We start from the raw sequence: 12,807 nt of genomic DNA, 5'->3' as shown, positions 1-12,807 counted from the left end.
GTGGACCCAACTTCGGCGAAGCAAGCAGAACCTCGGTCGGCGTTCAGCCAAGGCCAAGGTCACCTCCACGTCGCCTTACAACATCTCCACATGGACGACGCCGGGGATCGCCCGGATAGCGCTCGCCATCTGCGGTGTCGTGGAAAAGCGCCCTTTGAGCTTCACCTCGACCTCCTGCCTCTCCTCCAGCATCAGCACCAGCGAGATATCGCCATCGCCGCGATCGCGGAGCCGCTCGGCTACGATGGGCAGTGGCGCCTCGTCACGCAGAAAGATCCGCAGGCTCTTGTGGTGCTTCGAAACAGCCGAGTCGAGGGGCTCGACAGACTGGATGCGCGCCCTCACCTCCTCGCCCTCAGCGGAGGCCTGGACCAGCAGGATGACCGGCTTGCCCGGCTCCAGCAGGTCGCGGAAATGCGATAGTCCTTCGGCGAAGATGATGGCCTCGAAATGGCCGCTCTGGTCGGACAGATTGACGATACCCATCTTCGAACCGCTCTTCGTGCGCCGCTCCGTCCGGTCCAGCACGGTCGCGGCGAGCCGCCCCATATTGACACCACCGCGGACCGCCTTAGCGAAATCCGACCAGCGTTGCACACGCAACTTCTCAAGCAGCGCGCCATACTCGTCGAGCGGATGGCCCGTCAGAAAGAACCCGGCTGCATCGTATTCCCGCTGCAGCCGCTCCGCCGGCAGCCACGGGACGTAACTCGGGATGCGCAAGGGCTCCGGTGCGGATGTGGGCCCACCGAAGAAGTCGTTCTGTCCGTCAGCCTCGGCTGCCACCGTGCGCGCCGCGATCGCGGTGATCGCATCGATCGCCGCGAAGCTCCGCGCCCGATCCGGCTCAAGTTCATCGAAGGCGCCAGCCGAGATGAGCGCTTCCAGCGTGCGCTTGTTGACGAGCTTGGGGTTGAAGCGCCGCGCGAAATCACTGAGGTCGCGGAACGGCGTGTTGCCCCGTGCCGTCACGAGCGCCTCGACAGCCTGCCTCCCGACGCCTTTGAGCGCGGCCAGCGCATAGCGGATCGAGCCGCGCTGCTCGGCATCGTAATGGACGTCGAAGACCACGCCCGAGCGGTTGATCGAGGGGGGCTCCACCTTGATGCCGAGGCGTTCGGCCTCGCGCCGGAATTCCGACAGCTTGTCGGTGTTGTCGAGTTCGAGCGTCATGGACGCCGCCATGAACTCGACCGGATGGTTCGCCTTGAGATACCCCGTATGGTAGGACACGAGCGCATAGGCGGCCGCATGGCTCTTGTTGAAGCCATAGTCGGCGAATTTGGCGAGGAGGTCGAAGATCTCGTCGGCGAGCGCCTTGGTGAGGCCGCGCTCGATGGCGCCATTCACGAAGCGCTCGCGCTGCGCGTCCATCTCAGCCTTGATCTTCTTGCCCATGGCGCGGCGCAACAGGTCCGCTTCGCCGAGCGAATAGCCCGACAGCGACTGCGCCACCTGCATCACCTGTTCCTGGTAGATGATGATGCCGAAGGTCTCGTTGAGGATCGGCCTCAGCTTCTCGTGGAGGTACCATTCCTCCTCCGGCTCGCCGTCGCCGTGCTTGCGGGCGCAATAAACAGGAATATTGGCCATCGGACCGGGACGGTAGAGCGCCACCAGCGCGATCAGGTCCTCCAGGCGGTCCGCGCGCATCTCGACGAGCGCCTTGCGCATGCCGGCGCTTTCCACCTGGAACACGCCGACCGTCTCGCCGCGCCCCAGATATTCGTAGGTCTTCTTATCGTCGAGGGGGATCGCCGACAGATCGATGTCGATCCCCTTCTTCTTGATGAGATCGACCGCCGTGCGCAGCACTGTGAGGGTCTTGAGGCCAAGAAAGTCGAATTTGACGAGGCCCGCCTGCTCCACCCACTTCATGTTGAGCTGACTGACGCGCATGCCGGAACGCGGATCGCGATAGAGCGGCACAAGCTCTTCGAGCGGCCTATCGCCGATCACGATGCCGGCCGCATGGGTCGAGGCGTGGCGGTGCAACCCCTCGAGCTTCTGGGCGATGTCGAGCATGCGCCCGACGACCGGCTCCTCCTTCGCGGCACTCTGCAGTTTGGGCTCGTCCTCGATGGCTTTCTTGAGCGTGACGGGATTGGCCGGGTTCTGCGGCACGAGCTTGGTCAGCTTGTCGACTTGGCCATAGGGCATTTCGAGTACGCGGCCGACGTCGCGCATGACGCCGCGCGCCTGCAGCGTACCGAAGGTGATGATCTGCGCGACACGATCCTCGCCGTAGCGCTGCTGCACATAGGCGATGACCTCTTCGCGGCGATCCTGGCAGAAATCGATGTCGAAATCCGGCATCGACACACGATCCGGATTGAGGAAGCGCTCGAACAGGAGGCCGAAGCGTAGCGGATCCAGGTCGGTGATGGTGAGCGAATAGGCCACGAGCGAACCCGCCCCCGAACCGCGGCCCGGGCCGACGGGAATGTCATGGGCCTTCGCCCACTTGATAAAGTCCGCGACGATCAGGAAGTAACCCGGGAAACGCATGCGCTCGATGATCGACAGCTCAAATTCAAGCCGCTGGCGATAATCGGCCTCGGTCAGGCCGGGGGCTGGGGGGTGGGAGGCCAGACGCGCGTCGAGCCCGGCCACGGCCTGCCGGCGGAGCTCGGCCGCCTCTTCCGTCTCATCGCCGCTGAAGCGGGGAAGCATCGGCTTGCGCGTGCGCGGCCGATAGGCGCAGCGCATCGCAATCTCAACGGTTGACTGCAACGCTTCCGGCAGATCCTCGAAAAGCTTGACCATCTCGGCGCGCGACTTGAAGTCGTGCGCGTTGGTAAGCCGCCGGCGATTGTCATCGGCAATGAGACGGCCGTCGGCAATGGCGAGCAGCGCGTCATGCGCTTCATAGTCTCCGGCCTTCGCGAAAAAAGGCTCGTTGGTGGCGACGAGGGGCACACCATCCCGATAGGCGAGGCGGAGCAGCTCAGTCTCGACGGCACGCTCCTCGTTCGTGCCGTGCCGTTGCAACTCCACATAAAGCCGGTCGCCGAAAACCTCTTGGAGGCGCCTGAACCGCTCCGAAGCCAGTTCCATCTGGCCGTCTCGCAGGGCCCGGTCGAGCGGGCCGCCCGGCCCGCCGGTCAGCGCGATCAGCCCCTCGCTATGGGCGGCGAGCCGTGCGAAAGGCACATGGATCACCTCCCCCGCCGTGGAATCCAGGAAGGCGCGGCTCGTGAGCTGCATCAGGTTTCCATAACCGGTCTCGCTGGTCGCGAGCAGCACGATATGCGGCAGGCTGCGGGTCACCATCTGGCGCACGGTAGGGTCCGGCGGCTCGAATTCGACCGTGAGCTGCAAGCCGGCGATCGGCTGGATGCCGGCTCCCGACAGCTTTTCCGAGAACTCGAGCGCGCCGAAAAGATTGTTGGAATCCGTCAGCGCCAGCGCCGGCATACCGTCCGCGATGGCCATCTTCGACAAGGCCGCGATGGTGAGCGCACCCTCGAGAAGCGAAAACGAGGAATGGACATGCAAATGCACAAAGCCGACGTCCTGGTAGATCTCGTTCGCTGAAACGTTCATCGGGAACCCAATACCGATCACATCCGGGCCGGACTCATGCCCGCTCACAGCCCCAGAATACGGCGCGGACCGGCGGGGTCGAGCCCCGATCCCAGATTACCAGTGGATGTCCTATCACCGCTGATCCTGCGGGGTCGCTGTCCAGCCCTCAGGTCTGTTTGCAGGTGACGGGCGCCGCGTTCTCACCCTTCGTGAGATCATAGAGATCAGCCGTATTGCCCTTCGTCCACCAGATGAAGCGCCCGCCAGCATATTTTGCACCGGAACCGGCCAGCACATTGGCCGCGATCACGAACTCGCCGTGGATCGCGAGCGACACCAGCGAGATCGCCCCGGCATTGAAATAGGTGGCATCCACGACCCGATCACCGCAGGCATAGCTTGCCTTGACGGTCTGGACCTCGTTGACCGTCGGAACTTCAATCGTGATCGCCGCACCTTGGCGGACCGATGTCAACAGCGCCAATTGCTTGCCGTCGGCGTCCAGCAACGAAAGCTTGCCGTTGCCGCCGATCTCCCAACTTTTCACGGCTTGCAACGCATTGAAGAATTTCTGCTCCTGCCCCATGACCGCAGGAGGACAGGCCATGCGGGTGGAAGCCAAGGGGCCGATCCGCAGGGACTGGCCGGAGATCTCAGCCTTGCCGGTGAAGTGGTTGCAACCGCCCGAACCGGTGACCTTGCCATTGCCGCTAAAAGCGATTGTGGTCTGTATGCGATTGACGACACCGCCGCCGGCGATATCCTCGGCTAGCCATTGGCCAGCCAGTGTTCCTGCGTTGGCCGCAGAGGCTCCCTGAACGGACAGGGAAAGGGACAGCCCCGCAAGGGCAGCGATGAAGACCCTCTGCAGCAAGAAGCTGCGCGAGAGGTCTCTTCTCAAGGCGTCGCTTTTCAAGCGCTCCATCCGCATCATGTCCTCGCCTAACGGGATCTCCTTCATGGGTTGATCCCCTCCGATAATCCTGGACCGAGGGCAGCTCAATCACATCCAAGCCCACGCATTCCGCGTTTAGGGACAAAGGGAAGCGAGCGAGGCCGAATATCGTTCGCAGCTCATCAGGGCCGTGGAAGCGCTGACCGACTGCTGAATCCCGGTGAGAAGCGCGTCTTCAGAAACCCATGTTCAGAGCCGGCCTGCCGCCGCGGAAGCTCGGGCGAATACCGCTGCCGCCGTCGTCTGTTCCCTGCCGCGCCAGATCCTCGTAGCTCGGCTGGCGGAACTCCTGAACGGAGCGTCCCTCGAAACGCCCCGGCGATTGCGGCTTGGTCTTCTTGGCCGCGCGTGCCGGCTTCGGCTTACCCGGCGTGGCGAGGGTTTGCCCCTGCTGGGGCACTTCAAGCGGGGCATTCTGCGCCACCACCGGCGTGACGGCGAATACTCCCATCACCAGAGCGATCGCAGCTGCGCCGCCAGCTAACCTCCGGGGAAGCGGCCGGCCCGATGCACCCAGCCGGAATCGCGAAACTACGGGTATGTGATTCCTTCGGCTCATGGCTGTCCTCATTCCGGCGATTCGATCGGATCGATCTGAGTTCCATATATTCCGTTCACGGGAATAGGGCTGCCTCGTGACATTGAGCCAGCTCGACAGCCGCTTGTGAAGCTTCAGGCGGCGCCCTCTTCAGAAACCTTAAAGTGGAACCGCATGAAGCACCCACGACTTCTCTCCATGCACAGACAAGGACGAGTATCATGGATACGAGCGGGATACGAACAGAACGAACCGCCTGCGAGGCTGATCCGGAGATGGCCGGCTCGTTAATTCGGCAAGCTTCCGAGCCGCCGATGCCCGGTTCTCCCCTGCCGGATCCCTACAAGCGACCGCCGACGATCGACCCTTCCGATCCCCTGAAGCCGATTATTCCGCCGGTTGAAGAGCCAGATCCGGACGATCCGGACAACGACAGGCCCAAGCCCAATCCGGACGAGATAGAGCCAGAGAAACGCGTGCTGCTCTTGTGAGAGGCACGGCGGACTGCAGCTTCACGGCATCGATTTCGAGCGGTTCACCTCGTTGATCTCGGCCTGCTCGCGCTCAGCGGCGGCCGAGAGCGCCGCATGCATCCGGCCGCGGACGTAGCCACGTGAGATGAGTCGTTCCGCTTTCGCAAGGCGCTGCTCCTTCTCCGTGAGATCGGCCAGCGCATCCCGGATTGCAGCGTTGAGAGCCGCCATGGCATCCCCTTCAGCCTTGAGATAGGCCGCAACGATTTCGTCCACCATCATGCTCATCGCCGGACCCATGCGATCTGATTGCCATTTGAAGAGCGATCAGAGTAACTGACCGAGAACAAAAATAGAACACAAAACAACACCGACGCAAATCACAAATCCCCAGTGAGGTAAAAAATATAGCTATTTCAATTAGATATAACGCAGCCAGCCGACGGACCCTGCCCTGAAATGGCGCAAGAGGACATGGCGCAAGAGGACATGGCGCAAGAGCAGGCAGCCATCGAAGGATCTCGATCAAAACTGGCACATACATTTCCGGTGAGCGCGTGATTGAGGCCTTCTCCCCTGAGGCTGACCGACAGAGCGGCCCTGGAAACGTGGCATCCAGCGACCTTACAGACCATTGCCGTTGAAGCACGGACCTAGACCCTGCGTCAGTGATCGAGTAGGCAAACGCCAAGGTCGACCAAGATAGATGGCAGGAGCGATCGCATGCAGGGCAACCAGGAGTCAGAGGCACGTCAACCTGTTCTCGTCGCCCTCGACTGGGGCACGTCAAGTCTGCGTGGCTTCCTGATGGACAAGGACGCTGATGTCATCGACCAGCGCTCCAGCAGCCGCGGCATTCAGAACCTGCCGGAGCCGGGTGTGCCGGGCTTCGAAAAGGCCTTCGCTGCCCTTTGCGGGGAATGGCTCGTGCGATGGCCGGATCTGCCAGTGGTCGCAGGCGGCATGGTCGGCAGTGCGCAGGGCTGGGTCGAAGCACCTTATGTCGCCTGCCCGGCTGACGTCGCCGAGCTCGCCCGTTACGCCGGCCGCGCAACGACAGCCGACGGCAGCACGATCCTCATCGCTCCCGGCGTCATCGACAATCCGGCCGATGGGCCGCCTGATGTGATGCGGGGCGAGGAGATCCAGATCGCCGGCGCCCTCGCTGACCATCCGTTACTGGCCGAACGGGCCTCGATCATCATGCCCGGAACCCATTCGAAATGGGTCGCCGTCGTCGCGAGCCGCATCACCCGTTTCCACACCTATATGACCGGCGAGGTCTTCGCCGTCATGGCCAAGCACTCCATCCTCGGGCGGCTGATGACCGCTCCGGAGGAGGGGGCCGCCCCAGCGGCAGCGGAGACCGCTTTCCTGCAAGGCGTCAAGGCGGCTCGCGATAGCCATGCCGGCGATCTCCTGAACCAGCTCTTTTCCGTGCGCAGCCTCGGTCTCACGAAGCGCCTGCCCGGCGATGTCCTGAAAGACTATCTCTCGGGCCTTCTCATCGGCCAGGAACTGAGCTCGGGGCTTGCCCGTTTGAAGGCCGCTGCCGGAGACCTGCCCCCCGTCGTGCTGATTGGCGATGACGGCCTCTGTAACAGCTACCGCCGTGCGATGGCCCTGTTCGATATCACACCCGTCGCCCTTTTGGGGAATACAGCTCCGGCGGGGCTCTTCCGCTTCGCAACCGCAACGGGCATGCTCGATCGGGCATAGAAGCGTTGTCCGCCCGTCTGACAGAAGGAATCGGTACCATGACCCCGTCAAGCCGCGCGACGCGTTTGGAAGAGGCCTTCACCACGCTGCCGCTGATCGCCATCCTGCGCGGCCTGAAGCCCGAGGAGGCCGTAGGTGTCGCCACGGCGCTCCATGAGGCCGGCTTCCGCTTCATCGAAGTGCCGCTGAATTCACCCGACCCCTTCGAGAGCATCCGCATCATCCGCGAGTTGCTGCCGGATAATACACTCGTCGGCGCGGGCACCGTGACACGGACTGCCGAAGTCGAGCGTCTCACAGATCTTGGCGCCGACCTCGTCGTGATGCCGCATGCCGACACCGCAATCATCCGCGCGGCGGCTGACGCCGGCCTCGTCTGCACCCCTGGCGTCGCGACCCCAACCGAAGCCTTTGCCGCGCTCGCCGCCGGTGCCGCCGCGCTCAAGATCTTTCCGGCCGAGATGGTCGGACCCACGGTCATCAAGGCGATCCGGGCGGTCTTGCCGGCGGGAACGCGGCTGTTGCCGGTCGGCGGCATCACGCCGACCACCATGGAGCCGTTCCTCGCGGCGGGTGTTGCCGGCTTTGGTCTGGGGTCGGCCCTCTACAAGCCGGGCATGGGCGTGCAGGAGATCGCCACCAATGCGCGCGCCTTCGTCGAAGCCTGGTCATCACGCAGGCAGTCCTGAGATCAGGTTCTATACATCAGCACTACTGACGTTGTTGAAGATCGCCGTGGACAACTTCTGATAGCCATCTACCCAGACGCCTAGGGTTAACTACCATTTACCCATTGAGTCGGGGGTGGGTGACGGGCAATGGGCGACAGGTTGCTGGAGGAGCTTGTCTCGGCGATGTCCGCCGAACGGCAGGAAGCCATTGCACGTCGCACGGCGGAACTTCTCGATATGTGGCGCTCATTCGAACCGGTGCCGCTGGCCCCGTTCGATACGTCGGCGGGGGCGCTTTCCTGGCTTGCTCTGGCCCGCGACGCCGTGGCTGAGATCCGCCGGGTCGACGTCGTGTTGCAGGACGATCCGACCTCGCCCGAAAAGATCACTGCGCCATCCGCGGACGCTAATACTCTCCTGGAAGACCTTCCTTCCGAGCAAGCGCCGGCAATCTTGGTCGACGGGAAAGCGGAAGGCGAGACACCCGCTCCAGCCGCCGCGGATGAGGTGAACATCATCGCCCTCGAAGGCGGGATCGACATTGCCGCCGCAATCTCCGGCGGTGCGGTTCAGGATGAGGCGATGCTCGCGGTGATCTTCCCCACCCTCCCGCCGGACGTCGTTGCGGCTGAGGCAGACGCGAAGAGCGAGGTCCTCCCTGAGGGCCCGATTGCGCTTGAGGACGCCCCCGCCTTCCCCATCCTGTCACCGTTTGAGGGCGACGATGCGTCGGCGGCGCTGGCCCGCGCCGTGAGTGAAGGCCTCGCCTTGCGCACGCTTGGCAAGCCGAGGCCCCGGAACAGCAACCGGGCGAAACCGATGAAGGTTCACCCGGCCGCTCTGACCGCCTACGTGGGTCCACCGACCTCCGGGACGAGACTGTCGTCGCCGTAACGGTCGTCTTCCGGGAACGGCGACACCGCATTGTCGAGCTGGTCTTCGACATAGTCCGGAGGACCGGACCGCGCAAAGCCACCTCCGCCCTGATTGGTTGATTGGCATGCGGTGGCAGCCAAGCTGATCGCTACGATAAGGGCCAGTCGGTTCAGATGCATAAAGGCCTCTAGCAAAAATTACGAGGCGCATTCGATATGAGAGCGGCGCTGCATGCAAGCGTCATTCGCCAATTGCCCAACGCAATCTGCAATCGTGCTTAAGAGCGATCGTCATATCCGCATACGCGGCCAACTTGTAAAGTTGGGCCCAGGCCGTGGGCAAATCCCGTGACTAACCGGAAGCTGTACAGTAAAAGCTGTCATTCCACGCAGAGAGTTTTCCCATGGCTCCCTCAATCATCACCGCAATCCTGTCTAGCCGTGTGACCGAAGTTGTTGCGCGTATCGTCTTCACATTCCCCTTCTGGGGAAGCGGCTTGGCCAAGCTGATCGACTTTCGTGGGGGCGTCGCCGAAATGGAAATGTTCGGTCTCAACCCCGGCTGGCTTTTCAATATTGCAACGATCGTCGTGCAGCTCAGTGGCTCCGCGCTGATCATAGCCCGCTGGCACACCTGGCTCGGCGCAGGTGCTCTCGGGATCTTCACCGCCTTGACGATCCCCATCGTCCACCACTTCTGGTCGCTGGAAGGGGACCGCGCGATAACCGCATTTCATACCGCCGGAGAGCACGTGGGAATGATCGGGGCTCTTGTTCTCGTCTCGATTCTCTCGTTGCGGCCAGCGGCCCCGCGCTAGGCTTCGCGCCAACGCAATGCGGGGGGGCCGTCGCCGGCCGGGCTACGGCTACCCGGCCGGCATTCCTCACGCCATTGGAGTTGCCAGATTAAGAGGATTGATGGGGGTGTGCATATCCGCCGGCAAAGCGGATAGCTGCAAGCTTCCCGTTCCCTGCCCCAAACTGGCCATCTGCTGGGTTAGCTGGTTCATCGCCCGATCCATCGCATAGGCCTGGTCGGCAACACACACGGCTGTGTTGGTGAATCCCGATCCGTGGACCGCAACCTTCAGCCGAGCGTCCGCTGTTTCGATGCCGTAGTTGAAAGTACCCGCGTCATCCCGCACGGCCGTCAAAATGACGCTGTCCGCGCTTTCGCCTGCGAAATCGAAGACAAGGTCATGATTGCCAAACGTACGCGTCGCGCTGTCCGTCACATCAACTGAGCCGCTGCTACTGGAATCAAAGCGAAAAAACGCGTCGGCAGCACCCAAGTCCACGTGCTTGGCGCCACCGCCAGTTATGTCCGCGATCTCGACCCATCCATTCGTCTGCCACGTGGCCGAAACGCGATCATTTCCATCACCAAGCTCAATCCGAGCCTGCGCATCACCTGCGATCTTGACGGTGTCGTCGCCGGCTCCGGCAATGACACGCACGTCACGGATGGACGGACGGCCCATTTCGCCCGAACCCAACGTAATGGAATCGTTGCCGTCGCCCCCCAGGATGCGGATGTTGCTCGCGAGGGATACGATCGTGTCATTACCCATCCCGGCATCGATCTCGCCAAGCTCGGGCGAAACAGTGCGTCCCCCTGCTTCGCCTCCGACCGGCACAAAAGCATCGGCGGCGAGGCTAACGACGTCGTCCTGGTCGCTCAGTCGAGCAATCTCCACGCCTTTCAAAGTCGCTTCAGATAAATGCGAGCCAGACACAGGATCAAGCACAGCGATCTTGGTCTCGGCAGCCGTCGCCGTTAGAGCGATAGATCCCGTTCGGATATTGACGAGGTTGAGGGTGTCTTCACCATCTCCGAGATCGATAGCGCCGCTCACGGCAGAGATCTTCAGGATGTCATCAGAGCTGGAGCCTTGAATGGTCTCGATGCCGCTGGCTTTAAGATCGAAATTATTCACGCTCCCCGTCGCGACGAGATATACACCATCGTTCTCGCCCTTTTGATCGTCAATTTCGCAATCGACACCAGCAATAACGCAGTAGGTATCGTTACTATCGCCAACGGATGTGACACGGCTATTGGCGGCTCTTACTAGAATTTCGTTGTCGCCGTCCAGGTCGAGACGGGCCAAAGGCCCCTGCTCCACCTTCTCATACCTAATGTCTTCATAACGTTCGTCGACCAACATTTTGCTGCTGATGAACAGAAAGTTATTGGTCGTTTCCCAGACCTGCCTAGTCTTCCATTCGCCTGCGATGGCTTGCTGCTCGGGGAGCGCTTCGCTCGCGGAAAGGTTGCTGTCTATGACAAGGACACGGTCGGCCTTACCATCCTTAGCGGCACCGGCACGCGTGACATTGATGGCGCCGCCGCGCTCGACTGCGAATTCATCCCGATGTCCGTCCTGATTGTAGACGCCCATCGCCGTGCCGAACAGCTTACGATTATCATTGAACCAGTTGAAATCTTCCTGGTCATAGAAAATGTTTATGAGTTCATTGACTTTCGCTTCGGACATAAGCGATTGCAAGCTCTTCGCGTGATCAGACCCTTCCTGCATGATATTGTTTACGCGCTCGCCATAAGCCCCCCAATACCATTCCGTATCCATCTTTCCGCGCATTTCATTGCTCAAAGCGGATGTATAGATGGCGCTGGTCCAATTAACCAACGGCGTCGCGTCAAGTGCTGCAATGGTATGGAGCTGTTTCAGCACTTCCCATTCATGCATCAGCCCACGAGATTCGAAGTCCTGCATATGCTCGACGAGTTCGAGCGCTCGCCCGATAGCACCGAAATCAGGAATGAGCAGGGTTAAAAGTGCAGCCGGCGGACATACCAGCGCCGCCACCCCGGCAAATGCACTTGCAGCGATCTGTACGCCTGAATTGCCCACCGCCCATTTGGCCGCGGTCGAGTTCGGGTTTTGCTGCAGGTTGTTGATCGCGCCGACCAGACCAACGACACCGGCCGCAACACCCGCAATACTCGCACCGACGCCAAGGGCGCTACCCGCATTCGCCAATTTACTGGCCGTTGCGCCCGATTTGGCAGCGGCTGCGATGCTGGTGAGCTCACTCGCGGTCTGCGTCGCGGTCGATACGATGCTGAGGCCACTTTGCGCGATTACGCGAGCGTCGCCGTCGCTCGTTGCGATGCGGGCAACATCATTCGCGATCCCCGTAAGGCCTGCGACCATCGAAAGGGCAGTTTTGCTCGCGGAAACAGCGCCTGCGCTGCTCGTGCGCCTCTGTGCAGCGCGGATGTCTGCGTCTAGCTGTGACAAATTCGCGATTGTACCGCTTAGAGGCGCCGTGCCGCCTGTGCCGACAGGATGAGGGCCGCGCAGAACGTCCAGGTTCACGCCGGCTCTGATGGATTTGGTGACGTCTTGCAGATTGGATTTGAGGGGCGTGAGCAAACCCTCTCCTGCTGCGTGGGATCTCAAGGCATCAACAGTCAGGCCGCCGACCACCTGAAGCAGGGCCCCGCTTTCCTTGCTGATCTCAAATTGCGCCCGGAGCTTGGCGTCGGCACTGGCGTTCGGATCATCAAGAACAGCAATGTTGCGCTGGATACCAAGCCCGTCGCGGACGCCGAGAACCAGGCGCAGCGTGCTGAGGGCACTGGCGGATTGCTGGCTTAGCAGCGCTTTTCTTTGATTCAGGCCGCTTGTGTCGAGCAGGGCGACATTGAGCCGCCCCTTCAGAGCCGCCGGCGAAAACCTGTCGCGAACCGAGGTCGCTGTGCCGCCGCCCCTATATTGCATGGCGAGGGCCTGCTCACTGGTCTCCTGCCAAAGCTCCTGTCGCAGCCCGCGCCATGCGGACGCCTTAGCATCGTTGCTCGTCGCGAAATCCTCCGCGAACGCTTCACTCAGCGCTTTCTCCATCGTCCCGATATAGGCGCGATAGATCATGGCATCATGGGCAGCGTCCCCGGTTACGCGAGGCCGGGTGGAGTCCGCCCCATCCGCCAGGACCGTCTTCGACGGGCGCTCCTCGCCAGGCGCAGAGGGGAGATAGACGCGATTGGAAAGATCTACCTTGTCGATGGCCGCGCCGACCC

The 12,807-nt window shown here is 61.9% G+C and carries 10 protein-coding genes; 5 read left to right on the top strand and 5 right to left on the bottom strand.

Going from position 1 to position 12,807, the window contains the following annotated elements; all coding sequences use genetic code 11:
* Positions 1-75: 75 nt before the first annotated feature.
* From dnaE to KIO76_RS18665, 3 genes are all read right to left on the bottom strand, one after another.
* The gene (gene dnaE / locus KIO76_RS18675) at positions 76-3,546 is read right to left on the bottom strand and encodes a DNA polymerase III subunit alpha (protein WP_213324643.1); all 3,471 of its coding nucleotides are present in this window, start codon (positions 3,544-3,546) and stop codon (positions 76-78) included.
* 148 nt (positions 3,547-3,694) lie between these two features.
* The gene (locus tag KIO76_RS31100) at positions 3,695-4,489 is read right to left on the bottom strand and encodes an META domain-containing protein (protein WP_249729647.1); all 795 of its coding nucleotides are present in this window, start codon (positions 4,487-4,489) and stop codon (positions 3,695-3,697) included.
* Between the two features lie 169 nt (positions 4,490-4,658).
* Complete coding sequence (locus tag KIO76_RS18665) at positions 4,659-4,937, bottom strand: hypothetical protein (protein WP_213324642.1); 279 nt, start codon at positions 4,935-4,937, stop codon at positions 4,659-4,661.
* Positions 4,938-5,335: 398 nt separating this feature from the next.
* On the opposite strand from KIO76_RS18665, the gene KIO76_RS18660 reads away from it, so the two are divergent.
* On the top strand, positions 5,336-5,512 hold the full coding sequence (locus KIO76_RS18660; RefSeq protein WP_213324641.1) for a hypothetical protein: 177 nt from the start codon (positions 5,336-5,338) through the stop codon (positions 5,510-5,512).
* A gap of 21 nt (positions 5,513-5,533) precedes the next feature.
* Here the strand turns inward: KIO76_RS18660 and KIO76_RS18655 are convergent, their stop codons facing one another.
* Positions 5,534-5,782, bottom strand: coding sequence for a hypothetical protein (locus tag KIO76_RS18655; protein WP_349629401.1), 249 nt, complete (start codon positions 5,780-5,782; stop codon positions 5,534-5,536).
* Between the two features lie 435 nt (positions 5,783-6,217).
* Between KIO76_RS18655 and KIO76_RS18650 the strand changes: the two genes are divergently transcribed.
* The 4 genes from KIO76_RS18650 to KIO76_RS18635 all read left to right on the top strand — a co-directional run bounded on the left by KIO76_RS18650 (position 6,218) and on the right by KIO76_RS18635 (position 9,577).
* Positions 6,218-7,213, top strand: coding sequence for a 2-dehydro-3-deoxygalactonokinase (locus KIO76_RS18650; RefSeq protein ID WP_213324640.1), 996 nt, complete (start codon positions 6,218-6,220; stop codon positions 7,211-7,213).
* 38 nt (positions 7,214-7,251) lie between these two features.
* Positions 7,252-7,902: a 2-dehydro-3-deoxy-6-phosphogalactonate aldolase gene (locus KIO76_RS18645; RefSeq protein WP_213324639.1), complete on the top strand. Its 651-nt coding sequence runs from the start codon at positions 7,252-7,254 to the stop codon at positions 7,900-7,902.
* Positions 7,903-8,031: 129 nt separating this feature from the next.
* Positions 8,032-8,778, top strand: coding sequence for a hypothetical protein (locus KIO76_RS18640; protein WP_213324638.1), 747 nt, complete (start codon positions 8,032-8,034; stop codon positions 8,776-8,778).
* A 385-nt stretch (positions 8,779-9,163) separates the two neighbouring features.
* Complete coding sequence (locus KIO76_RS18635; RefSeq protein ID WP_213324637.1) at positions 9,164-9,577, top strand: DoxX family protein; 414 nt, start codon at positions 9,164-9,166, stop codon at positions 9,575-9,577.
* A 66-nt stretch (positions 9,578-9,643) separates the two neighbouring features.
* On the opposite strand, the gene KIO76_RS18630 is transcribed toward KIO76_RS18635, so the two are convergent.
* Entirely contained in the window at positions 9,644-12,658 is a 3,015-nt protein-coding gene (locus KIO76_RS18630) for a hypothetical protein (protein ID WP_213324636.1), read from the bottom strand.
* Positions 12,659-12,807 lie beyond the last annotated feature (149 nt).

The organism is Chelatococcus sp. YT9, from assembly GCF_018398315.1.
Classification (GTDB): domain Bacteria; phylum Pseudomonadota; class Alphaproteobacteria; order Rhizobiales; family Beijerinckiaceae; genus Chelatococcus.
The sequence above is the reverse complement of the archived record's forward strand: the minus strand, read 5'-3'. Positions and strand labels throughout refer to the sequence as shown.

Excerpts from the sequence above, each read along its gene's own strand:
- dnaE (WP_213324643.1), bottom strand. The coding sequence starts at position 3,546 with ATGAACGTTTCAGCGAACGAGATCTACCAGGACGTCGGCTTTGTGCAT.
- KIO76_RS31100 (WP_249729647.1), bottom strand. The coding sequence starts at position 4,489 with ATGAAGGAGATCCCGTTAGGCGAGGACATGATGCGGATGGAGCGCTTG.
- KIO76_RS18660 (WP_213324641.1), top strand. The coding sequence starts at position 5,336 with ATGCCCGGTTCTCCCCTGCCGGATCCCTACAAGCGACCGCCGACGATC.
- KIO76_RS18655 (WP_349629401.1), bottom strand. The coding sequence starts at position 5,782 with ATGAGCATGATGGTGGACGAAATCGTTGCGGCCTATCTCAAGGCTGAA.
- KIO76_RS18650 (WP_213324640.1), top strand. The coding sequence starts at position 6,218 with ATGCAGGGCAACCAGGAGTCAGAGGCACGTCAACCTGTTCTCGTCGCC.
- KIO76_RS18645 (WP_213324639.1), top strand. The coding sequence starts at position 7,252 with ATGACCCCGTCAAGCCGCGCGACGCGTTTGGAAGAGGCCTTCACCACG.
- KIO76_RS18640 (WP_213324638.1), top strand. The coding sequence starts at position 8,032 with ATGGGCGACAGGTTGCTGGAGGAGCTTGTCTCGGCGATGTCCGCCGAA.
- KIO76_RS18635 (WP_213324637.1), top strand. The coding sequence starts at position 9,164 with ATGGCTCCCTCAATCATCACCGCAATCCTGTCTAGCCGTGTGACCGAA.
- KIO76_RS18630 (WP_213324636.1), bottom strand. The coding sequence starts at position 12,658 with ATGATCTATCGCGCCTATATCGGGACGATGGAGAAAGCGCTGAGTGAA.